This is a genomic window from Magnetospirillum sp. LM-5, from assembly GCF_902729445.1.
Classification (GTDB): Bacteria; Pseudomonadota; Alphaproteobacteria; order Rhodospirillales; family Magnetospirillaceae; genus Magnetospirillum.
In genome coordinates this window covers 25423-45459 of the sequence record NZ_CACVCE010000067.1, presented here as the reverse complement: position 1 = coordinate 45459, position 20037 = coordinate 25423, and the positions used below count along the sequence as shown (strand labels likewise).

At 64.8% G+C, this 20037-nt stretch carries 21 protein-coding genes, 1 other RNA gene and 1 pseudogene; 11 read left to right on the top strand and 12 right to left on the bottom strand.

Translation table 11 applies throughout. The features are described from left to right. The first annotated feature begins 85 nt into the window (after positions 1 to 85). On the top strand, positions 86 to 1639 hold the full coding sequence (gene guaA / locus MTBLM5_RS16625) for a glutamine-hydrolyzing GMP synthase (protein WP_173977172.1): 1554 nt from the start codon (positions 86 to 88) through the stop codon (positions 1637 to 1639). Between the two features lie 340 nt (positions 1640 to 1979). On the opposite strand, the gene MTBLM5_RS16620 is transcribed toward guaA, so the two are convergent. Then, a complete protein-coding gene (locus MTBLM5_RS16620) occupies positions 1980 to 2747 on the bottom strand; it encodes a hypothetical protein (protein ID WP_173977171.1) in 768 nt (255 codons plus the stop codon). Further along, entirely contained in the window at positions 2692 to 3189 is a 498-nt protein-coding gene (locus MTBLM5_RS19195) for a DUF488 domain-containing protein (protein WP_173977170.1), read from the bottom strand. The genes MTBLM5_RS16620 and MTBLM5_RS19195 overlap by 56 nt, the downstream gene beginning before the upstream one ends. Before the next feature lie 266 nt (positions 3190 to 3455). Between MTBLM5_RS19195 and MTBLM5_RS19070 the strand changes: the two are divergent. The 3 genes and pseudogenes from MTBLM5_RS19070 to MTBLM5_RS16600 all read left to right on the top strand — a co-directional run. Continuing rightward, positions 3456 to 3536: pseudogene (locus MTBLM5_RS19070) on the top strand (hypothetical protein); the annotation flags it as partial. Positions 3537 to 3639: 103 nt separating this feature from the next. Beyond that, complete coding sequence (locus tag MTBLM5_RS16605) at positions 3640 to 3987, top strand: cyclic nucleotide-binding domain-containing protein (protein ID WP_173977169.1); 348 nt, start codon at positions 3640 to 3642, stop codon at positions 3985 to 3987. Between the two features lie 164 nt (positions 3988 to 4151). Beyond that, positions 4152 to 4487, top strand: a complete 336-nt coding sequence (locus MTBLM5_RS16600; RefSeq protein ID WP_173977168.1) for a rhodanese-like domain-containing protein — start codon at positions 4152 to 4154, stop codon at positions 4485 to 4487. 64 nt (positions 4488 to 4551) lie between these two features. On the opposite strand, the gene MTBLM5_RS16595 is transcribed toward MTBLM5_RS16600, so the two are convergent. Together MTBLM5_RS16595 and MTBLM5_RS16590 are read right to left on the bottom strand one after the other, a co-directional pair. Further along, entirely contained in the window at positions 4552 to 5691 is a 1140-nt protein-coding gene (locus MTBLM5_RS16595) for a PP2C family protein-serine/threonine phosphatase (RefSeq protein ID WP_173977167.1), read from the bottom strand. Next, positions 5688 to 6449, bottom strand: coding sequence for an ATP-binding protein (locus tag MTBLM5_RS16590; protein ID WP_173977166.1), 762 nt, complete (start codon positions 6447 to 6449; stop codon positions 5688 to 5690). The genes MTBLM5_RS16595 and MTBLM5_RS16590 overlap by 4 nt, the downstream gene beginning before the upstream one ends. Before the next feature lie 80 nt (positions 6450 to 6529). Here MTBLM5_RS16590 and MTBLM5_RS16585 point away from each other — a divergent pair, with 80 nt between their 5' ends. Further along, positions 6530 to 6832, top strand: a complete 303-nt coding sequence (locus MTBLM5_RS16585; protein WP_172822327.1) for an STAS domain-containing protein — start codon at positions 6530 to 6532, stop codon at positions 6830 to 6832. Here MTBLM5_RS16585 and MTBLM5_RS16580 read toward each other — a convergent pair. From MTBLM5_RS16580 to MTBLM5_RS16570, 3 genes are read right to left on the bottom strand one after another with little or no spacing between them, the layout of a single operon-like run. Then, complete coding sequence (locus MTBLM5_RS16580) at positions 6819 to 7892, bottom strand: ParA family protein (RefSeq protein WP_173977165.1); 1074 nt, start codon at positions 7890 to 7892, stop codon at positions 6819 to 6821. The genes MTBLM5_RS16585 and MTBLM5_RS16580 overlap by 14 nt on opposite strands. After that, on the bottom strand, positions 7889 to 8623 hold the full coding sequence (radC, locus tag MTBLM5_RS16575; protein WP_173977164.1) for a DNA repair protein RadC: 735 nt from the start codon (positions 8621 to 8623) through the stop codon (positions 7889 to 7891). The genes MTBLM5_RS16580 and radC overlap by 4 nt, the downstream gene beginning before the upstream one ends. Continuing rightward, positions 8620 to 9168, bottom strand: a complete 549-nt coding sequence (locus MTBLM5_RS16570) for a hypothetical protein (protein WP_173977163.1) — start codon at positions 9166 to 9168, stop codon at positions 8620 to 8622. Before MTBLM5_RS16570 ends, radC begins: the two co-directional genes overlap by 4 nt. A 132-nt stretch (positions 9169 to 9300) precedes the next feature. On the opposite strand from MTBLM5_RS16570, the gene MTBLM5_RS16565 reads away from it, so the two are divergent. Then, entirely contained in the window at positions 9301 to 9996 is a 696-nt protein-coding gene (locus tag MTBLM5_RS16565) for a hypothetical protein (protein ID WP_173977162.1), read from the top strand. Positions 9997 to 10014: 18 nt separating this feature from the next. Here the strand turns inward: MTBLM5_RS16565 and hemA are convergent, their stop codons facing one another. The 4 genes from hemA to MTBLM5_RS16545 form a co-directional block, all read right to left on the bottom strand. Further along, positions 10015 to 11241, bottom strand: a complete 1227-nt coding sequence (gene hemA, locus MTBLM5_RS16560) for a 5-aminolevulinate synthase (protein WP_173977161.1) — start codon at positions 11239 to 11241, stop codon at positions 10015 to 10017. 147 nt (positions 11242 to 11388) lie between these two features. After that, positions 11389 to 12759, bottom strand: coding sequence for an aspartate aminotransferase family protein (locus tag MTBLM5_RS16555; protein ID WP_173977160.1), 1371 nt, complete (start codon positions 12757 to 12759; stop codon positions 11389 to 11391). A 1-nt stretch (position 12760) separates the two neighbouring features. Further along, positions 12761 to 13066, bottom strand: a complete 306-nt coding sequence (locus MTBLM5_RS16550) for a hypothetical protein (RefSeq protein ID WP_173977159.1) — start codon at positions 13064 to 13066, stop codon at positions 12761 to 12763. Positions 13067 to 13155: 89 nt separating this feature from the next. Further along, complete coding sequence (locus tag MTBLM5_RS16545; RefSeq protein ID WP_173977158.1) at positions 13156 to 14583, bottom strand: thioredoxin-like domain-containing protein; 1428 nt, start codon at positions 14581 to 14583, stop codon at positions 13156 to 13158. Between the two features lie 177 nt (positions 14584 to 14760). Here MTBLM5_RS16545 and MTBLM5_RS16540 point away from each other — a divergent pair, with 177 nt between their 5' ends. Together MTBLM5_RS16540 and MTBLM5_RS16535 are read left to right on the top strand one after the other, a co-directional pair. Beyond that, positions 14761 to 15585: a universal stress protein gene (locus tag MTBLM5_RS16540; RefSeq protein WP_173977157.1), complete on the top strand. Its 825-nt coding sequence runs from the start codon at positions 14761 to 14763 to the stop codon at positions 15583 to 15585. A 332-nt stretch (positions 15586 to 15917) separates the two neighbouring features. Then, positions 15918 to 16769 (top strand): VOC family protein, encoded by an 852-nt coding sequence (locus MTBLM5_RS16535; RefSeq protein WP_173977156.1) that lies wholly within the window; start codon positions 15918 to 15920, stop codon positions 16767 to 16769. On the opposite strand, the gene MTBLM5_RS16530 is transcribed toward MTBLM5_RS16535, so the two are convergent. After that, complete coding sequence (locus tag MTBLM5_RS16530) at positions 16747 to 17739, bottom strand: endonuclease/exonuclease/phosphatase family protein (RefSeq protein WP_217425051.1); 993 nt, start codon at positions 17737 to 17739, stop codon at positions 16747 to 16749. The two genes, MTBLM5_RS16535 and MTBLM5_RS16530, sit on opposite strands and share 23 nt — an antisense overlap. A 118-nt stretch (positions 17740 to 17857) precedes the next feature. Between MTBLM5_RS16530 and MTBLM5_RS16525 the strand changes: the two genes are divergently transcribed. The 3 genes from MTBLM5_RS16525 (at position 17858) to rnpB (ending at position 19742) form a co-directional block, all read left to right on the top strand. After that, complete coding sequence (locus MTBLM5_RS16525) at positions 17858 to 18307, top strand: bacteriohemerythrin (protein ID WP_173977155.1); 450 nt, start codon at positions 17858 to 17860, stop codon at positions 18305 to 18307. 25 nt (positions 18308 to 18332) lie between these two features. Further along, a complete protein-coding gene (locus MTBLM5_RS16520) occupies positions 18333 to 19085 on the top strand; it encodes a protein phosphatase CheZ (RefSeq protein WP_173977154.1) in 753 nt (250 codons plus the stop codon). A gap of 269 nt (positions 19086 to 19354) precedes the next feature. Then, positions 19355 to 19742, top strand: an RNA gene (gene rnpB / locus MTBLM5_RS16515) — RNase P RNA component class A. Positions 19743 to 20037 lie beyond the last annotated feature (295 nt).

Here is a 20037-nt window from a genome sequence, read left to right as displayed (position 1 = left end):
CTCCTTGACCTCCGGCAAGTGCTTGCCCCGCCCCCGCCGCATCGCTAAAGTCCGCCCATTCCCAATCCTTCGCCCAAGGCGCGCCATGTCCGACCGCATCCTGATCCTCGATTTCGGCTCCCAGGTCACCCAGCTGATCGCCCGGCGGGTGCGCGAAAGCGGCGTCTATTGCGAAATCCATCCGTTCAACAAGGTCACCGCCGACAGCCTGGCGGCGTTCGGCGCCAAGGGCATCATCCTGTCGGGCGGGCCGTCCTCGGTGACGGAAGACGGCAGCCCGCGGGCCCCCCAGGCGGTGTTCGACAGCAAGCTGCCGGTGCTGGGCATCTGCTACGGCCAGCAGACCCTGTGCGAGCAGCTGGGCGGCAAGGTCGAGCCGGGCGACCACCGCGAGTTCGGCCGCGCCTATGTCGATATCGTCGGCGATTGCGCCTTGTTCACCGGGGTTTGGGCCAAGGGCGGCCGCGAGCAGGTGTGGATGAGCCACGGCGACCGCGTCACCCGCTTGCCCGAGGGCTTCCGTGTGGTCGGCACCTCGGACGGCGCGCCCTATGCCGCCATCGCCAATGACGAGCGTCGCATCTACGCCGTGCAGTTCCACCCCGAGGTGGTGCACACCCCGCACGGCGCCCAATTGCTGAAGAACTTCACCCACGGCGTCTGCGGCTGCTCGGGCGATTGGACCATGGCCGCCTTCAAGGCCCAGGCCATCGCCCGCATCCGCGATCAGGTCGGCAAGGGCCGGGTGATTTGCGGCCTGTCGGGCGGCGTCGATTCCTCGGTGGTGGCGGCGCTGCTGCACGAAGCCATCGGCGACCAGCTGACCTGCGTCTATGTCGATCACGGCCTGATGCGGCTGGGCGAGTCGGAACAGGTGGTCAGCGTCTTCCGCGACCGCTTCAACATCAATCTGGTCCATTGCGACGCGTCCGAGCTGTTCCTGGGCCGGCTGGCAGGCATGACCGACCCCGAGGCCAAGCGCAAGACCATCGGCGCCCTGTTCATCGACGTGTTCGAGGCCGAGGCCAAGAAGGTCGGCGGCGCCGACTTCCTGGCCCAGGGCACGCTGTACCCGGATGTCATCGAATCGGTCAGCGTGATCGGCGGCCCCAGCGTCACCATCAAGAGCCACCACAATGTCGGCGGCCTGCCCGAGCGCATGAACATGAAGCTGGTCGAGCCCTTGCGCGAATTGTTCAAGGACGAGGTGCGGGCCTTGGGCCGCGAATTGGGCCTGCCCGACGACATGGTCGGCCGCCACCCCTTCCCCGGCCCGGGCCTGGCCATCCGCATCCCGGGGCAAGAGATCACCCGCGAGAAGCTGGACATCCTGAAGAAGGCCGACGCGATCTATCTGGAAGAGATCCGCGCCGCCGGCCTGTACGATGCCATCTGGCAGGCCTTCACGGTTCTGCTGCCGGTGCGCACGGTGGGCGTGATGGGGGATTCGCGCTCGTACGACTATGCCTGCGCCATCCGGGCGGTGACCTCGACCGACGGCATGACCGCGGATTTCTACCCCTTCGACATGGCCTTCATCGGCCGCGTGGCGAACAGGATCATCAACGAAGTCAAGGGCATCAACCGGGTGACCTATGACATTACGTCCAAGCCGCCGGGGACGATCGAGTGGGAGTGATTTTTCAAGTGGTTAGCTGATTTCGGAAGGCCCCTTCGGGGGCCTTCTTGCTGTGTGGAGTCGGTGTGTGGATGTCCCTTCTGTGTGTTTCTGTGCGTTGTTGGACTGGCCGGGCGAAGAAGACGTTCCTTCGCCTGGATGAAGAAACTGCCCGGCATAAATGCGTGATCAGGCCGGCCTGCAGGTGTGGGCACAAGGCGGAGCTGAGCCGGACACAGATAGGCCTAGTCTACAGATGCGGGAACCAACGATGGGACCTGACGTGCAGTCCAGTGCCCGCAGCTTGTCCAGCCGACGCTGGGCCTGCCTGATCGGCGGAAGTGAGGGTGCACGACCTAAATCACAGGAATGCCATCTGCTTCGGAACGTCCAGCCGGATAACCCCGATTAGCAGCCAAGATTGAGGCCAGCGGGAGTGGGTGCCCATCGCAAAGACCATTCCTTTGCGTGGGTATTCGTCGTTAAAGGTTCCTGACATCAGGCGAAGTGCTTCGTCCTCTCCATACCTCTTCTCGAAGTTCCAAAACATTACGGCGGTTTCCCAGTCGGCACAGCTATGGTCGTGCGAACCTGCGTCAGTCTTGTACCTGAACCTGAAATCATAAGGGCATGGGTCGAGTGCGGTCAGATCTTTGTCGAAGAAAGTCTTTTGACTTGCTGCCGCTGCGAAGCTGGCGCGCTCGGTTTCGATCTCTTCCACAGTCTTTTTTCGGCAGACAAACCGCACGTCTCGGGGGCGGATGAGGGCGAGCGACTGCCCTCTCTGGACGGCCACCTCTACTGATCCAACAACAAGTGGGTCCAGAAACTCGGCTCTCTTGTTAAGTGGCAGGACATCGCCAGGAATGATGGAGTCTTCCTGGACGCGGCGACTTTCAGACCGTTTATCGGTGCCAGGGGTTCTCCACTGGTACTCAATCCACTGCCAGCGACTGAATTTCTTTTCCTTGAGATGACGGAACCTGATTGGAAACTGACGGCGCCACTCCCTTTTCTCGGTCACTCCCGCGCAGCACACGGTCTCGCCTACCTTGCTGTCGTGTGGGAGTGCCTTAACGAGAACCAGCGCCCTTTCCCGCCCCTGCTTCTCTGGCGTCGCCAATGCCATCCCTAACCCCCAGGTTCTGAACCTTGATGGGAAGAATACCAGACAGCGCTTTAACAACCAATGATCTGTGACAATGTGCGGGATTACGCTCGTAACACAGTAGGCACACCGACTTAGACGACGCGAGACTGGCGAGTGAGGCCAACCCTTCTTGGGCGTTGGGGGTGTTTAGGTGGGTGGAGAATACCTTGTGAAAGTCCTCCATCCGCCCATCCCGGGCCGCCTCCCGGCCCTCCTTGGGATCTCCGAGTGAGGGGAGATGGACGTATCCTATACCCCTATCATCAAGTGCCTTAGCCAGTGCAGACTTGGAGAAACCCTTGCGGCGCGATACAGGAAGTTCCCGGATGTCGGCAACAACAGTTACCCCAGCCGTCTCAAGCGTGGCGAGGAAGTCAGTTAGAGCTGCCCCCTCGTAGCCGATGGTCCTTACGATTGTCACTCTCGGTCCTCCGTTGGGACGGGAGAAGACCAAATCACACGTTGATCGTCAAAGGAAAGCTGTACGGGAGGTTCGTTCCTGAGTGGCGCATCCGTGCCCAGCGGTGGAAACTTGCGGCCCTCATTCGGTGCGGAACCGCTTGACGTTCTTGCTGGCCGGAATGCCATCTCGGCGCTGTGTGTGGCGTCCTGCCGATTTGCGTCTCCTGCTGTCCTCTATAATGGCAGAAAGGCGGGAAGATGGCAGCTGTTGAGCTAACTTCTCCAATCATCACCAAGGTCCAGCGCATCAACCGGGTGACCTATGACATCACCTCGAAGCCGCCGGGGACGATCGAGTGGGAGTGAGGAATTCCCCCACCCCTCTCCCCCCGGGCACCATCAAGCACCAGTGACGGACGCACAGTTTGGCCCTATCATGGTCGCCGTCTTTCCATGATCGGATGAGTTCATGTCACAGGGCCCGGTTCTCGATCGCCGCTCTTACGGGGCGGGCGAGGTGATCTTCAAGGAAGGCGACCATGGCTCGGTCGCCTATATCGTCCAGACCGGCACCGTCGAGTTGTCGCGCGGGCGGACCAAGATCGCCGATCTGAACGACGGCGCCATCTTCGGCGAGATGGCCCTGATCGATGGCGCGCCGCGCATGGCCACCGCCACCGCCAAAACCAACGTCAACGTCATCGTCCTGCCCAAGATGCTGGTCGATACCAAGCTGGCCGGAGTCGATCCCTTCGTCACCCGCCTGCTCCACATCCTGATCAATAACGTCAGAAACTTCGCCCGCCTGGTCGACTGAGCCGCCCGGCTGCCCTCCGGCCGGTGATGGGTGTCGCCCATATTTCACATTGTTTTTATGTTCTATCGCACATAAATCTATTTTCACACTGTTTTTTTGTGTTGAAATCGCTCATCGCAGTGCGATATAGATAATTCGCGACGTGAAATTAAGGAGCGCACATCATGAGCATCGTGAATTCCGGCCTGATCGAACTGGACCCCGCCACCGTCAAGGCGATGCTGGATGCCGGTGAGGCCGTGCTGGTCGATGTGCGCGAAGAAGAAGAATTCGCCGAGGAAAGCATCCCCGGCTCGGTGCTGTCGCCCATGAGCGATTTCGAACTCGAGACTTGGCCCACCTTCCCCGGCCGCAAGGTGATCATCTCGTGTCTGGGCGGCGTGCGCTCGGCGGCCATCGCCAACAAGCTGATCTCGTCCGGCCAGGGCTGGGCCATCCACATGAAGGGCGGCCTGAACGCCTGGAAGGATGCCGGCCTCGCCACCATCCGCCAGGACTAGGCGCGTCGCTCCGTCGCGGTTGCCGAATCAAAAGGCCGGGCCAGTGATGGTCCGGCCTTCGTCGTTACCGCCGGGCGATGGAAATCATGGTCAGATCGTCGGGCGGCGGTCCCGGCAGCAGGCGGTGGAAGCGGGCCGCCAAGGCCTGGGGCAACGAACCCGACCCGGCATCCTCGACCAGCCAGGCGGCCAGGATCTGCTCGTCGGCGATGTCGGCGCCATCGACCTGGCTTTCCATCAGCGCGTCGCTGTGCAGGAACAATTGGGCGTCCGGCCCGATCTCGACGGTTTGCGTCTCGTATTCGGCGTCTTCGAATGCGCCCAGCGGCGGGCCGGACGCCTCGATATAGCGGGCCTGCCCGTTCTCGACGATCCAGAAGGGCGGCGCGGCGGCGCCGGCGAAGCTGAACCTGCCGCGCCGGGCGTCGAAAATGCCGTAAAGGGCGGTGGCGTACTGGCCGACCGGCAGCAAGGCCTTCAATTCGGCGTTGAGGGCCACCATCGCCTCGTGCGGGGCCGACGCGGCGCCAATCCGCCCGAACAAGGTGTGCAGGCGGATGACGTTCAAGGCCGGGGCCACCCCGTGCCCGGCGAAATCGGCCAGCAGCACCACCACATGGCCGTCGCCGTCGTCGCGCACGCTCCAGAAATCGCCGCCCAGTTCGGAACTGGTCTCGGCATGGGCGTGGATCACCGTGCCGGTGGCGGCACCGATCCGGTTGAGCTCGGCCTGGCCGGGGGTCAGGTTTTCCTGGATGGCCCGGGCCGCTTCCAGCTCCAGCGACAGGCGCTCCTGGAAGGCGCGCAGCCGGTCCAGCAGGATGCGGTTTTCCAGATGAACGCCGACGCGCGCGGCGATTTCCGGCCCGTTGATCGGCTTGGCGACCATGTCGGTGCCGCCGGCGGCAAAACAGGCCGAGCGTTCCTCGGGGCTGTCCAGGGCGGTGACGAAGATCACCGGCAGGTCGGAATGGGAATAGGTCTGGCGCAGCTTGCGGCACATTTCATAGCCGTCCATGCCGGGCATCATCACATCCAGCAAGATCAGGTCGGGGCGGCGGCGGGCCACCTTTTCCAGCCCTTCGATCCCGTTGGCGGCCTGTTCGACCAAGGTGATCGACAGCCCTTCCAGCAGGGCGGCCAGCAAGGCCCGATTGTGGGAATGATCATCGACGATCAGGACGCGGCAATCCGACAAAGTCATGATTCATCGCTCCTTTGCGTGGCAAAGACCAGGACCAGGCAGCGACCGCCATCCTCGACCCGGACATTCGAGGTGCAGGCGTTGATCAGTTCCAGGCCATGCAGGCGATGCCCAGCCTTGCCGGTCGCCGGGCCATGAACCTGATATCCAAGCCCCTGGTCCTGGATGGCGACCTCGACGTCGCCGCCTTTGCCGATACCGGAAATTTCGATCCGCCGCCCCCAGCGGGCAGGGTCGCTCTTGGCGTCTTCCAGCAACTGGCAATGCCCCAGGAAGGCGTCCAAATCCTCGTCCAGCCGCGGGACTTCAAGATTGCCGTGCACCAGCGCATTGGCCAAAGCCTCGTGCACCGCCAGGCAGATCGCCTCGTCGGCCGGACCGGCCGCAGCAAGGCGCCACAGGGCCTGGACGAACGGGCCGGCGACATCGGCATCGTAGGCGGCCCCGGTGCAGAGCGACAAGCCGATCCCGCCGTCTCTCACGTGGGCAAGGAAGTACTCGCCCAACCGGGACTCGCCATCAGCCGAGAGTTGAATGCCGCCGCGAAAGGGAGCCCGCAGCGCGCGGACAATATCGTCCTCCTGGAAGTCGGCCTTAACCAAGATTTCGCCTGCATCATTTTCACGGCGTTTCAAACGCCCCGGCAGCACGGTCGCCAGTTCGGCTGAACTACATTCCTCGAACAACAGGCGAGGCATTGGGATCCTTGCGGTGTCATTAATCATCACACGATTGACGCTTTTTCCGACTGTCGTCATCCGTGGCAAGCCGCTAATATGACATGGACGTTCGCACCCGCGAACAGAATTCCAGCAGACCGCAGGATGGAGCCCAAGCCATGGACTATGCCTTCGAAGGTCGGGACAAGGCCCTGACCATCCATGTCTCGGGCCGCATGACCCATTCGGACTATAAGGGGTTTCGCGACATCCTGGCCCGCATCAATACCGACCGCCCGAAAATCACCGTTTTCGACCTGGAAAAGGTGGAGTTCGTCGATTCGTCGGCCTTGGGCATGCTGCTGATCGTGCGCGACGCCGCCCAGCAGACCGAGACCGAACTGGTCCTCAAGGGCGCGTCCGGTCAGGTCGCCAAGCTGATCAGCATCAGCAAGCTGCACAAATACTTCACCCTGCAATAGTCAGCGCCAGTCCGGCCCCCAGGGCCAGCCCGGCCAAAAAGGCGCCGACCAGCCAGCCCAAGGTGAACTTCCGCGCCGGTTCGGCCGGGGTCAGGCGCTCGGGCGTCCAATCGTCGTGCGGCTCGGCATCGTCCCAGGCCTTGGGCACGGCGGCCCATGCCTCGGACTCGGTGGGGCGTCGCTGCAGGGCCGGCAGCCGCGCCCGCCACTCGCGCAAGGTGTTCAACACGCTGTCCTGATTGAAGCCGTCAGGCAGGGGCTGGCCGGCGGCCAGACGGGTCAGAAGCTCCAACGTCGCCGCCACATAGGCCCGGCCCGAGGCGCCGTCGGGGTCCAGCACCACCACCGGCACGCCGGCTTGGGCCGCCTCGACCACCTTGGGGTCGGTTTCGACCATGACCTTGTAGACCACGTCGCCGAACTCGGCCCGCATGGTGCGGGCCACGTCGGTTTCGGTGGCGTCGCCGGTGACCATGGTCAGCAGGATGCCGGCCACCGTCAGCCGGGAATTGACGGTTTCCTTCAGCCGCTTGATCTCGTGCCAGGTATTGACCAGGCCTTCGTGGGTATAGGGGTCGGGCCTGGCCGGAATCACCACATGGCTGGCGGCGGTCAGGGCGTTGGCGGTGACCATGCCCAGGGATGGCGGGCAATCGATCACGGCGATGTCGGCCCATCGGGACAATCGGTGCTCGGTCAGCGACTTGCGCAATTGCAGGTGCGAATGTTCGTCGGTCGCCAGTTGCAGTTCGGCCAGGCGCAGGTCGGTGGTGGCCGGCAGCAGGCTCAAGCCCGGAAAGCCCGAGGGGGCCAGCACCGGCTCGATTTCCGAATTGCCCAAGAGCACGTCATAGGACCCGACCGCCGGCAGCGGCAGCACGCCGAACCCGGCGGTGGCGTTGCCCTGGGCGTCCAGGTCGATCAGCACCACCTTCAGTCCGAAGGCGGCCAGGCAGGTGGCCAGGTTGGCGGCGGTGGTGGTCTTGGCGACGCCGCCCTTGTGGTTGAACACGGCGATGATCGGCGGCAGGGCCGGGGCGGCGATGTCGGTGCCGCTCACAACAGCCCCATGCTCTTGAAACTGTTATGGCCCTTGCGGCCGATGATCAGATGGTCGTGCAGGGCGATGCCGACCGCCTTCAAGGCGTCCCTGACCTGGCGGGTCATGTCGATGTCGGCCCGGGACGGCGTGGGGTCGCCGCTGGGATGGTTGTGGACCATGATCAGGGCCGAGGCGTTCAGCTCCAGCGCCCGCTTGACCACCTCGCGCGGGTAAAGCGGCGTGTGATCGACGGTGCCCTGCTGCTGCAATTCGTCGGCGACCAACACGTTCTTGCGGTCCAGGAACAGCAGGCGGAACTGCTCGGTCGGCAGGCGGCCCATGGCCATGTTGCAATAATCGATCAACTGGTCCCAGCGGGTCAGCACCGGCTGGTCCAGCACCGCCAGTTTGGCCAGCCGCCGGGCCGATTGCTCGGCCACCTTCAGATAGGCGGCGACGGTGGGCGTGATGCGGGCCTTGTCGACCTTGGGAAAGGCTTCCAGCACGGCGACCGGGGCCGCCAGCACCTCGCCGAAACCGCCGAATTCGTCGATCAGGGCCTTGGCCAAGGGCTTGGTATCGACGCGGGCGATCACCGACGACAGCAGCAATTCCAGCAATTCGTAATCGGGCAGGCTGTCGGGGGCGGCGAGAAACCGGCTGCGCAGGCGGTCGCGATGGCCCAGATAATGCGGGTTGGCGTCGGCGGCCTGGTCGTCCAGGCCAGGCAGGGCGGGTTCGACGCTCACAGGCGGGCGCTGAACTCTTCCAGCCAGGTCAGCCGGGTTTCCAGCAATTCGATGTCGTGATCCAGCCAGTCGGTCAGATGGCAGCCGTCGCCATCACCGGCGAAGGCCCCGCGCAGATCGATCAGGCGGGCCAATTCGCCTTCGACCGTCTCGATCATCAGATCGGCCTGGGCGCGCTGCTGGTTGGCCGGCAACAAATCCATGAACCGCATCTTCAAGGCGACGATCAGCTTCGACAAATCGCTGCCGGCGCGCAGACGGGCGGTCAGCAGGGTGATGAGCTCGACCCGGCCGGCCTCGGTGATGGCCAGGATTGCGTCGTCCTCCATCCCGGCGCCGGTGCCATCGACCGCCTGGACCAGACCTTCATAGCGCAGAAGCTCGATCGAGGTGCCCATCAAGTCGATCTGCGGCCCGGCCACCCGGCTGATGAAGTGACGCACCGCGCCGGCCAGTTCGCTGTAACGCTGGGGCGCGCGCGCAATCGAGCCCAGCGCGCACAAGCGCACCGCTTCCTTCGGGGTCAGGGTGTTGTCGGCGAACATCGGCCAAGCCTCGTTGTTCAATGCGACAAATATAAGGGATGCAACGGCTGGCGTCCACTGTCGCAGGGGTTTATTCCCGGCCGCCGTTACGGTAGGGTCCGGCCCGCCATGCTTGCCGCCCCGGTTCTCGATATGTCAGCGCCCTCTGACCGCCGCCGTTTCAAGGCGGTGCCGCTGGTGCTGTCGGCGCTGGTCCATCTGGCCCTGGCGATCGCCTGGCTGGGCTTTCCGATCCCCCGGATCAAGGATCCCGAGCCGCCGTCGGTGGCGGTCGAGTTGGTGCCCCCACCTGCCCAGAAGCCGGCCCCGCCGGCCGATCAGGGCGGGGCCAAGCCGCAGCCCGAGAAGGATGGCCGCGCCATTCCTCAACTGGAACAGGGCGAGTTGGCGCAACGATCCAGTCCTGCGCCGGCCAAGGAAAGTACCGCCCCGTCGGCGGTGGTCGCCAAGCCCGCCGAGAAGCTTGCCGCCGTCAAGAAGCCCATTCCGGTCACCCAGAACGAGCGCGATTTCGTGTTGTCGCAGGTGGTCCGCCAATGGAAGCCGCCGAAGGAACTGGCCGCCTACGACCAGGCCGACATGCGGGTGTCGGTGACGGTGCGGCCCGACGGCTATTTCGCCGAGATTTACGATTCCCGTCGGCCGTGGAACCCCGACGAGGTGTTCGACGGCTATTCCCAGCTGCACCCGCAAAGCATTCAGCGCCGCACCATCGATGCGCTGTACCGGGCCATCCGCCAGGCCCAGCCGCTGAAACTGCCCGAGGCCTTGAAGGCCAAGGCGCCGTTCGCCGTGCGGCTGGATCTGCGCTTCAAGGACGCGCGCTGACGCGGGCGGATGTGGCGGCTATTCCGCCGCCTTGACGTGAATCTTGTGCAGGTCCAGCTCGTCCCACACCGCCACCACCGACTTGACCAGATGATCCATCATCTCGTCGGTGTGCAAGGGCGTCGGCGTGATGCGCAGGCGCTCGGTGCCGACCGGGACGGTGGGATAGTTGATGGGCTGGACGTAGATGTGGTGCTTCTTCAGCAGCAGGTCCGACGCCTGCTTGCACAGGGCGGCATTGCCCACCATCACCGGCACGATGTGGCTGACCGAGTCCATCACCGGGATGCCCTGGGCCTTCAGGCGCGCCTTGCAGGTGGCGGCGCGTTCCTGGTGGCGGGTGCGAATCTCGGGGGTGCGGCGCAGCACCTGGATCGAGGCGCGGGCGGCGGCGGCGACCATCGGCGGCAAGGACGACGAGAAGATGAAACCCGGCCCGAACGAGCGGACGTAATCGACCATCGATTTCGAGCCGGCGATATAGCCGCCGACCACGCCGATGGCCTTGGCCAGGGTCGCCTGGATGATGGTCAGGCGGTCGCGCTGGCCGTCGCGCTCGGCCACGCCCGAGCCCTCGGCGCCGTACATGCCGGCGGCATGGACCTCGTCGATGAAGGTCATGGCGTTATGGGCCTCGGCGACGTCGCACATTTCCTTGATCGGCGCGATGTCGCCGTCCATGGAATAGACCGATTCGAACGCCACCAGCTTCGGCGTCTCCTTCGGGTACGCGCTCAACGCCTCGGCCAGGCTTTCCGGGTCGTTGTGGCGAAAGACGTGCTTGGCGGCGCGCGAATGGCGGATGCCCTCGATCATCGAGTTGTGGTTCAACTCGTCCGAGAAGATCACGCAGCCGGGGATGGTCGCCCCCAGGGTCGACAGCGTCGTCTGGTTGGCGACATAGCCCGAGGTGAACAACAGCGCCGATTCCTTGGCGTTCCAGTCGGCGATCTCTTGTTCCAGCAGGACATGGTAATGGTTGGTTCCCGAGATGTTGCGGGTGCCGCCGGCACCGGCACCGCAGCGATCGACCGCTTCCTTGGCCGCGGCCAGGACCTCGGGATGCTGACCCATGCCCAGATAATCGTTCGAGCACCACACCACCACTTCGTGGACGCCGTCGTCGCGGTGATTCAGCGCCACCGGGAAGCGGCCGCACTGGCGTTCCAGATCGGCGAACACCCGATAGCGGCCCTCGCTTTTCAGGTCGGCGATGCGCTTGGCGAAGTAATGCTCGTAATCCATCTGGTCTGGCCTCCCCCGCGTCGCTTCAGCTCGTGTCGTGCCGGCCGGGCGCGGAACATTCTTTGTCTAGGGCGCGATCCTAAAGGATTAGGGTTTCATGGTGCAACTAACTTGCCCGTAATCTCCCCAACCCCTTCAGGTATGGGGTCAGACTGCCCCCGCCCCCACCAGCTCTCCATGAGCTTCGTCAAGGGCGCGCCGGAAGCGGCCCAGCATGTCTAGGATTTCCGCTTCCGAGATGATCAGGGGCGGCGCGAAGGCCACCGCGTCACCCATCGCCCGCAAGATCACCCCATGCCCTTGCGCCTTGGCCACCACCTTGGCCCCGACCGCCAGTTTGGGGTCGAAGGCGGTGCGGCTGTCCTTGTCGGCGACCAGTTCGACGGCGCCGATCAGGCCTGCGCCGCGGGCCTCGCCGACCAGGGGGTGCTGCTGCAACTCGGCCAGGCCGCGCTGCAGGACCGGACCGACGCGGGCCACATGGCCCAGGATGTCGCGCTCGGCATAGATCTTCAGCGTCTCGACCGCGACAGCGGCCGAGACCGGATGGCCGCCATAGGTGAAGCCATGGCCGAACACGCCGATGCGGCCGGCTTCCTCGGCGATGGGGCCGAACACTTCGCCCGAGACGATCAGCGCCGAAATCGGCAGATAGCCCGACGACAGCCCCTTGGCGACACTCATCATGTCGGGGCGGATGCCGAAGGTGTCGCAGCCGAACATGGCCCCGGTCCGGCCGAATCCGGTGATCACCTCGTCGGCGACCAGCAGCACGTCGTATTTCTTCAGCACCGCCTGGATCTTGGCGAAATAGGTGGCCGGCGGCACGATGACGCCGCCCGCGCCCATCACCGGCTCGGCGAAGAAGGCGGCGACGGTCTCCGGGCCTTCGGCCAGGATCAGCTTTTCCAGCTCCTCGGCCCGGCGGGTGGCGAACTGCTCCTCGCTTTCGCCCTTTTCGCCGTAGCGCCAGTAATGGGGACAGCCGGTATGGACGATGCGGTCGATGGGGACGTCGAACGAGCGCTGGTTGTTGACCAGCCCGGTCAGCGAGGCGGTGGCCACGGTGACGCCGTGATAGGCGCGCTCGCGGGCGATGATCTTCTTCTTGTCGGGCCGGCCCAGGGCGTTGTTGCGGTACCAGATCAGCTTGATGGCGGTGTCGTTGGATTCCGAGCCCGAGCAGGCGAACAACACGCGGGCATCGTCGATCGGCACCCGGGCCGCCAGCATCTCGGCCAGTTGCACCGCCGGCGGATGGGTGCGGCTGGAAAACAGGTGATAGAAGGGCAGCTCGCGCATCTGGCGGGCGGCGGCCTCGACCAGGCGTTCCTCGCCCCAGCCCAGCGCCGTGCACCACAGGCCGGCCAGCCCCTCGATATAATCCTTGCCGGCCTCGTCATAGACGCGCACCCCCTGGCCGCGGGTGATCACCAGCGGCCCGGTCTCGGGGTGCTTGACCAGGTTGGTGTAGGGATGGAACAGGTGGGCAAGGTCGGAATCGGCGGTGCGGCTCATGTCAGGTCCGGGTGTGGGGCTTGATCTTGAAGGCGTAGACGTAAAGGTCGGTCTCGACCACCTCTTTCTTGCGCGACTTGGCGCCACGGGTGGAGCGGAAATATTCCACCACGTCGTGGGCGTCCAACTCGTCCTTGGCCAGGCGTGAAATCCAGGCGTCGCCCTTGTCCTTCAGCTTGTGCTGGCTAAACAGCATCTGCTTGGGCGCGCCGGTGACGCCGACGAAGAAATCGGCGAAATTGCCGCCGTTGCGATCCACGAAGTCTTCGACATCCCCGATGATGTCCGAACGCGATTTTGCTGCCATCCCCACCCCCGAAACCCATGGCCTGCGATGGTAGCGGCAGTTCAGAACCCCGCGCAAGAGAGGTTCACCCTAGTTCATGCCCCCCTGCTTCAGGCCCAGATGCGCGACTGATGGGTGCTCGCGTCGATTTCCAGGATGCGGTGCTGGTTGGTGTCGCACACCAGCAGGCGGCCGATCCCGTCGGCGGCGATGCCGGCCGGCTCGCTTAAGACCGGCGGGCCGGCGAGATCGGTGACCTGCGAATGCTCGAGGTCGATGGCGCGGATCACCCCGTTATAGCTGTCGGCGACATAGATCATCCCCGGCGCGGTCGCCACCGCCAGCGGATGCTGGAAGCGGGACTGCGCCAAGTCGCCGTTCAGATGGCCGAAATCGAACAGGCCGGCCCCGGCCAGCGTGCTGACCTCGCCCGATTTCAGGCACAGATGGCGGATCGCCGAGGTTTCGCTGTCGGCGAAATAAAGCCCGTCACCGCCGGCATTCACCGCCAGGCCCGAGGGCTGGGCCAGCCGGGCCTGTTGGGCCGGGCCGTCCTCGATGTCTTCGTCGCCGCTGCCGGCCACCAATCGGACCTGGCCGCTGTCCAGGTCCAGACAGCCCAGTTGGTGGCTGCCGGCATTGGCGAAAAACAATTGGCGGCCGACCACTTCCAGGTCCCACGGCGAGGCCAGCGCGGTATCGCCCCCCGGCGCCGGCAATTCCAGGAATCCGCCGCGACAGCCGAAGCCGGCCAGGGTGCTGACGGTGTCGCTGGCGCGGTCGATGCGGCGGATGGCATGGTTGCGGGTGTCGGCGACATAGATGGCGTCGGCATCGCAGGCCAGCCCCTCGGGGCCGTCGAAACTGGCGACCAATCCGTCGGCATAGCCGGCCTCGCCGCTGCCCCAGCGCCGCAATTCGCGGCCGTCATCATCGAACAGCACGATCTGATGGTGGCCGGCATCGGCCACCGCCCACTGCTTCTGCCCGCCGGCGCCCGGGCAATGCTTGATCTTGCCGGGAAAACGCAAGCGGCCCCCGCCGGCCAAAGCCGGGCGGATCGGCAGCGCCCCGGCAGCACTGTGCACCGGCTGGCGCGACAGCATGTCGCCCAGCCCCTTCAGCAGCATGTCGGGATGGGGCTCGCCGGCCAGTTGGCCGATGACGTGGCCATCGGGCGAGATCAGCACCAGGGTCGGCCAGGCCTGGACGCAATATTCCTCCCACAGGATCAGATGCGGGTCGTGGACCACCGGATGGGTGACGCCCAGGCGGTCGATGGCCGCCGCCACCGCCGCCGGCTGGCATTCATGGTCGAATTTCGGGCTATGGATGCCGATCACCACCAGCCGGTCGGGAAAGGCCTGTTCCAACACCTGCAGCGTCGGCAGCGTGTGCAGGCAATTGACGCAACAGAAGGTCCAGAAATCCAGCACCACCAGACGGCCCTTCAGGTCCGCCAGCGACAGCGGACGGTCGACGTTGAACCATACCTGGCCGGGGCGATCGATTTCAGGGGCGCGCACGATACCGAACATCGACGATACACTTCCCCGAGACCATGGACCCACTGATGCAACAGGTGGGGGCACCCTTGGCCGATGGAAAGGGCAAGGGGGCGCTTTTGTCGATTCAGGGCTGCTTGCAGGTCACTGGTCTGACCAGTTCCGATGCTCTATCATCGGGGCAATCAATCTGCTGACAGGATGGCACCCATGGCCTTCAAGGATATCCTGGTTCACGTCGACAACTCGCCGCAATGCGGCGTTCGTCTGGGATTGGCGGCCCGCCTGGCCAAGGACCACCAGGCCCACCTGATCGCGCTGAACGTGCGCCACCGCCAGCATCTGCCGCAATATATCGCCGCCCAGTACGGCTCGATCCTCGACAAGATCGAGGACGAGCACAATGCCGAGGCCGCCCGCGAGGCCCGCGCCATCTTCGACCGCATCCAGCCCGATTACGGCGTCACCACCGAGTGGCGCGACGTCGATGGGCCGCTGGAAAGCACGGTGGCCCTGCACGCGCGCTATGTCGATCTGACGGTGGTCGGCCAGCCCCTGCCCGGCGAAGACGGCCCCGGCCTGGCCGATTCGCTGATCCTCGAGGTCGGGCGTCCGGTGCTGGTGGTGCCCTATGCCGGCCGCTTCGACACCATCGGCGAGCGTATCCTGGTGGCATGGAACGGCTCACGCGAGGCGACGCGGGCGGTGCACGATGCCCTGCCGATCCTGACCCGGGCCAAGCTGGCCCACGTCATCGCCGTCAACCCGACCGGCGGCATGGCCGGCCATGGCGACGTGCCCGGCGCCGACATCTGCCTGCACCTGTCGCGCCACGGCGCCAACGCGGTGTGCGAGCACATCCGGTCCGAGGACCTGAACATCGGCGAGATGCTGCTGTCGCGCGCGGCCGACGAGGATGTCGATCTGTTGGTGATGGGCGCCTATGGCCGTTCCCGCCTGCGCGAGCTGGTGATGGGCGGCGCCACCCGGCATCTGCTGCATCACATGACCGTGCCGGTATTGATGAGTCATTAGGCGCGAAGCGCTGCCCGTGCCGGGCCGGCTCAGACGCCGCCGGGCTTAGGTGCTGTGCCAAAAGCCCGAGCGGCGATTGAGCCGCCCGGGATCGGGCGCGCCAAAGGCAAAGCCCGCGAAGCGCTGCCCGTGCCGGGCCGGCTCAGACGCCGCCGGGCTTTTCGGTGATGCGATACCCAGCCCGGCGGCGCTTGAGACGGCCCGGCACGGGCAGCGCTTCGCGCAAACTCCTCGCGCAATCCAGAATCATCCTGAACCGACCGTTCGGGTGTTGACTCACCCCCCCGGTCGGGTGTCACCCTTCCCCGCTGCTCGAACGCTGTGAGGGACCGATGGCCAATTACATTCGTGGACTTGATCACGCCGTCATCGCCGTGCGCGACCTGAACCAGGCCGCCGAGACCTTCGCCCGGCTGGGCTTCACCCTGACACCCAAGGGCGTCCATCCCGAATGGGGCACCGCCAACCATTGCATCATGTTCGGCCAGGATTACATCGCCCTGCAGGCCGCCGAAGGCGCCGGCACCGAGGCGGAATCCTTGCGCGCCTACACCGCCCAGAACGAAGGCCTGATCGGCATCGCCATCGGCTCCGACAATGGCGCGGCGGCCATCGAAAGCCTGCGCCGGGCCGGCCTGGACGTTCCCGACCCAGCCTCGCTGTCGCGCAAGCTCGAGACGCCCAAGGGCACCGCCACCTTGATGTTCTCGGAAACGCTGCTGCCGGCCGAGGCCACGCCCGGCGTGCGCAGCCGTCTGGTCCAGCACATCACCGCCGAGCGCGAACGCTTCCCCGAATGGATGGCCCATCCCAACGGCGCCTTCGGCATCGCGGCAATCACCGCCATCGTCGACGAGCCGTCGGCGCTGACCGCGTCGTGGGACAAGGTGTTCGGCCCGTATTCGGCGGTGCTGACCGACACCACCGTCACCGTGCATACCGGGCGCGGCCTGGTGTTCCTGACGCCCCCCGACGACGTCACCCAACTGCATCCCGAAGCCGAGCTGGACGAGTTGCCGCCAGCGCCGGCCTTGGTGGCCCTGGCCCTTCAGGTGGCCGATACCGGCCGCGCCGCCGAACTGCTGGCCCGCAACAAGGTCAGCTTCTCGCGCGACAGCGAGGGCACCATCCGCATTCCGCCGTCGGAAGCGCACGGCGTCTTCATCGAGATGGTCGGAGGCTGAATTCCGCCACCAGCGGCGCGTGATAGCTTTCCGGGCTGGCCCACACCAGCGCCGGCGAGATCAGCTCGTCGCCCAGGGTCTCGTTGTGCAGCTCGGCGGCGCGGAAGCTGCCCAGCAGGCGGCGCGACACCAGGATATGATCCAGCAGGATGCGCTGTCCGCGATGGATCACCGAGAAGCGCTGACTTTCCGGGATCGAGCGCTCGACCGGCACCAGCACGCGCGGCCCCAGATGGCCGTTGCCGGTGTCGTCCTCGTCGCCGCGGATGGTGCGGACCGGCGCCTCGTGATCGACAGCGTTGAAATCGCCCAGAACGGCGATCAGGGCGTCGGGCTCGCCGTCCAGGATACGTTCGACCAGCAGGCGCGCTTCCAGGGCCTGGCCGGCCCGCTTGATGTCGGCCAGGAAGAATCCCTCGGCCCAACCGCCGATGCTGTTCCAGCGGCCATGGCCGTCCTTCTGGCCGGGCAGCCAGGCCGCGCGCGGCGCCCGCAGATGAACGTTGACCACATGCAGCCGCCGGCCGCCGCCGGCATCCAGCACCACATGCAGGATCGGCCGATCCCATTCCACCGCCTCGGGCAGATCGGGCCGCGGCTGGGCGGTGACCGGCCGATAGCTGGGGGGCGGCACCAGATCGTGCCACACCTGGGAATGTTCCAGCACCGGCAGCCGAGAGAGCACCACCAGATTGTGACGGTCGGCCGGACGCACCCCGCCACGGCTGAGCGAGACGACGCGGTGGCGGTGTTCGTAATCGCTGCCGGCCACCAGCCGATCCAGCGCCGACACCTCGCGCGGGCCGCGCTTGGTCAGCGCATGGGCATTGATCTCTTGCAGGCACAAGACGTCGGCGCGCAGCCGCTGGAGTTGCGGCGCCAACACCGCGACGCGGTCGGCGAAGTCGCCTGCCCCGGGGCGGTCGTCCAGATTTTCCAGATTGAAGGTGGCCAAGCGCAAGCGGGTCACGACACAGCCCCGTCATGAATGGGTTCAGCCCCCAGCATACCATCCCGACGACAGGTTGTGCGGCCAAGGTTGGCGTTGTAGCATTTTGGCTTGGGGCACGGGACGGGGAAGGCCGACGATGGCGATGCTGACATGGGACGAGGCTTACAGCGTGGGCAGCGCCATCCTCGATTCCGATCACCGCATCATCTTCAGCCTGCTGGCGCAGCTGAACGACGCCACCGACACCGACCAGAGCCGCGAAGTGGTGGGCAGCGTGCTGAAGGTCCTGGCCGAATACGCCGAACATCACTTCCGCCGCGAGGAGGCGATCATGCGCCGGGCCAACTATCCTTTGGCCGAGCAGCATGAGCAGCTCCATCACGATCTGGAAAAGAAGGTGACGCAGATCTGCGAGCGCTGGCGGGCCGGAGAACGCGACGCGCTGAGCGCCGACGTCCAGTCGCTGCTTAAGAATTGGTTGACCGACCATATTCTGGAAGATGATAAAGCATATGGCCCCTGGGTGGAGGCCGCGCAGGAACAAGACGGCGCGGTGGGCGGACCAGCCAATGGCTGGACAACGTGATTGGGGGGGGGAGGTTCTTTCAGGCATGATGACCGAACGCAAGCTGTTCACAGCCGAGATCCAGCGCCTGAAGGCGATGTCGGGCAAGGGCGACGTGGCGCCGCAGCTGATGGGGACCTCGAACAACGAGGTCCTGAAGGCACTGCAGGAAGTCCGTAACGAAATCAAGATCCTCGAGCACCTGATCAAGGGCGAGGAGCCGCCGCCGGTGGCCGCCCAGGTGGCGAGCATGGAGGAAGTGGTCCAACAGCGTCAGGCCGAAGTGTCGATGCTGAAGACCGAGCTGCGCGCCCTGGCCGTCTGTATCGAGCAGACCAAGCAGGAAATCGCCGCTCTGAAGCCCAAGGACAGCGACGACGACCGGCTGATGACCGTCACCTTCGAGCTGGACGCCATCGTCAACGCCACCGAGGGCGCCACCAACTCGATCCTGGAAGGGGCCGAGAAGATCGACGCCCTGGCCCGCGAGATCGAATCGCACGGCGACGCCTACGTCAAGCGCCTGGCCGACGACATCTCGGAAACCGTCATCACGCTGTTCGAAGCCTGCAACTTCCAGGACATTACCGGCCAGCGCATCTCGAAGGTGGTCCGCACCCTGAAGTTCGTCGAAGGCAAGATCACCAACATGATCGACATCTGGGGCCCCGACAACATCGCCGAGATCGTGCCCAAGCAGGCCCCCGAGATCAGCGACAACGATGCCAAATTGCTGAACGGCCCGGCCTTGGAAAACCAAGGCATCAGCCAGGACGACATCGACAAATTGTTCGGCTGACCGCGTTTCTTGCGCATTCCCAACCGGGGGTCGGGGCCAGAGATGGTCCCGACCCTTTTGTTTTGCCTGCTCACAGCCGGTTAATGTCGAAGAAATATTGGTAAATCTTCTTTTAATGTTTATCAAAATCAGGTTAATTTGATGTAGTTCTCGCCTGATTGCGCATCTCCCAAGTAAACATCGCTTTTATTATTGAAATTTGTCTCGGCTTACATCATCCAGCCACCCCCTTGACGCCGACACCGCCGTCGGTGCACTGTGCCGGCGCGCCAGACGGCCGGACGGCCGCTTTTCGCGAGAGCGGAGAGAGGAAAGTCCGGGCTCCACGGAAGTACGGTGCCGGATAACGTCCGGCGGGGGCGACCCTAGGGAAAGTGCCACAGAAAGCAAACCGCCCGTCTTCGGACGGGTAAGGGTGAAAGGGTGCGGTAAGAGCGCACCGCGGGCCTGGCAACAGGGCCGGCACGGCAAACCCCACCGGGAGCAAGACCAAATAGGGGCGGCGGTTTTCTGCGGGTTTTCCCGTAGGAACGAAACGCGCTTCCGCGTAGCCGCCCGGGTCGGTCGCGAGAGGTGTCCGGTAACGGGCATCCCAGATGAATGGTCGTCACCAGGCCCAGCCTGGAACAGAACCCGGCTTACAGGCCGTCTGGCGCAAATTTCTCGATTTTCCACCCATACCATCCCATGCGGCGCCATCGGCGCCCACCCCCCAGCCCTGGCCCGCGCCGCGCCGGCCGGTTGTCGTGCGCCAATTTCGGCGCAACGGAAAAACATCATATTTTTCAATGAATTAAAGCGCATTCTTCGAGTACTTTGGTAAATTTGGCGTCAATTTGCAAACAGGCGCCTTGGCCCAGATTTTTACTAGTCAATACCATTGACGCCCATGATTACCCATGATATCCCATTTTCACCCACCGCATGGCGTTTCCAGGTGAAGTGCGCGCAT

Excerpts from the sequence above, each read along its gene's own strand:
- guaA (WP_173977172.1), top strand. The coding sequence starts at position 86 with ATGTCCGACCGCATCCTGATCCTCGATTTCGGCTCCCAGGTCACCCAG.
- MTBLM5_RS16600 (WP_173977168.1), top strand. The coding sequence starts at position 4,152 with ATGAGCATCGTGAATTCCGGCCTGATCGAACTGGACCCCGCCACCGTC.
- MTBLM5_RS16555 (WP_173977160.1), bottom strand. The coding sequence starts at position 12,759 with ATGAGCCGCACCGCCGATTCCGACCTTGCCCACCTGTTCCATCCCTAC.
- MTBLM5_RS16535 (WP_173977156.1), top strand. The coding sequence starts at position 15,918 with ATGGCCAATTACATTCGTGGACTTGATCACGCCGTCATCGCCGTGCGC.
- MTBLM5_RS16565 (WP_173977162.1), top strand. The coding sequence starts at position 9,301 with ATGTCAGCGCCCTCTGACCGCCGCCGTTTCAAGGCGGTGCCGCTGGTG.
- MTBLM5_RS16570 (WP_173977163.1), bottom strand. The coding sequence starts at position 9,168 with ATGTTCGCCGACAACACCCTGACCCCGAAGGAAGCGGTGCGCTTGTGC.
- hemA (WP_173977161.1), bottom strand. The coding sequence starts at position 11,241 with ATGGATTACGAGCATTACTTCGCCAAGCGCATCGCCGACCTGAAAAGC.
- MTBLM5_RS16595 (WP_173977167.1), bottom strand. The coding sequence starts at position 5,691 with ATGACTTTGTCGGATTGCCGCGTCCTGATCGTCGATGATCATTCCCAC.
- MTBLM5_RS16605 (WP_173977169.1), top strand. The coding sequence starts at position 3,640 with ATGTCACAGGGCCCGGTTCTCGATCGCCGCTCTTACGGGGCGGGCGAG.
- MTBLM5_RS16550 (WP_173977159.1), bottom strand. The coding sequence starts at position 13,066 with ATGGCAGCAAAATCGCGTTCGGACATCATCGGGGATGTCGAAGACTTC.
- MTBLM5_RS16540 (WP_173977157.1), top strand. The coding sequence starts at position 14,761 with ATGGCCTTCAAGGATATCCTGGTTCACGTCGACAACTCGCCGCAATGC.
- MTBLM5_RS16620 (WP_173977171.1), bottom strand. The coding sequence starts at position 2,747 with ATGGCATTGGCGACGCCAGAGAAGCAGGGGCGGGAAAGGGCGCTGGTT.
- MTBLM5_RS16545 (WP_173977158.1), bottom strand. The coding sequence starts at position 14,583 with ATGTTCGGTATCGTGCGCGCCCCTGAAATCGATCGCCCCGGCCAGGTA.
- MTBLM5_RS16590 (WP_173977166.1), bottom strand. The coding sequence starts at position 6,449 with ATGACGACAGTCGGAAAAAGCGTCAATCGTGTGATGATTAATGACACC.
- MTBLM5_RS16520 (WP_173977154.1), top strand. The coding sequence starts at position 18,333 with ATGATGACCGAACGCAAGCTGTTCACAGCCGAGATCCAGCGCCTGAAG.
- MTBLM5_RS16525 (WP_173977155.1), top strand. The coding sequence starts at position 17,858 with ATGGCGATGCTGACATGGGACGAGGCTTACAGCGTGGGCAGCGCCATC.
- MTBLM5_RS16585 (WP_172822327.1), top strand. The coding sequence starts at position 6,530 with ATGGACTATGCCTTCGAAGGTCGGGACAAGGCCCTGACCATCCATGTC.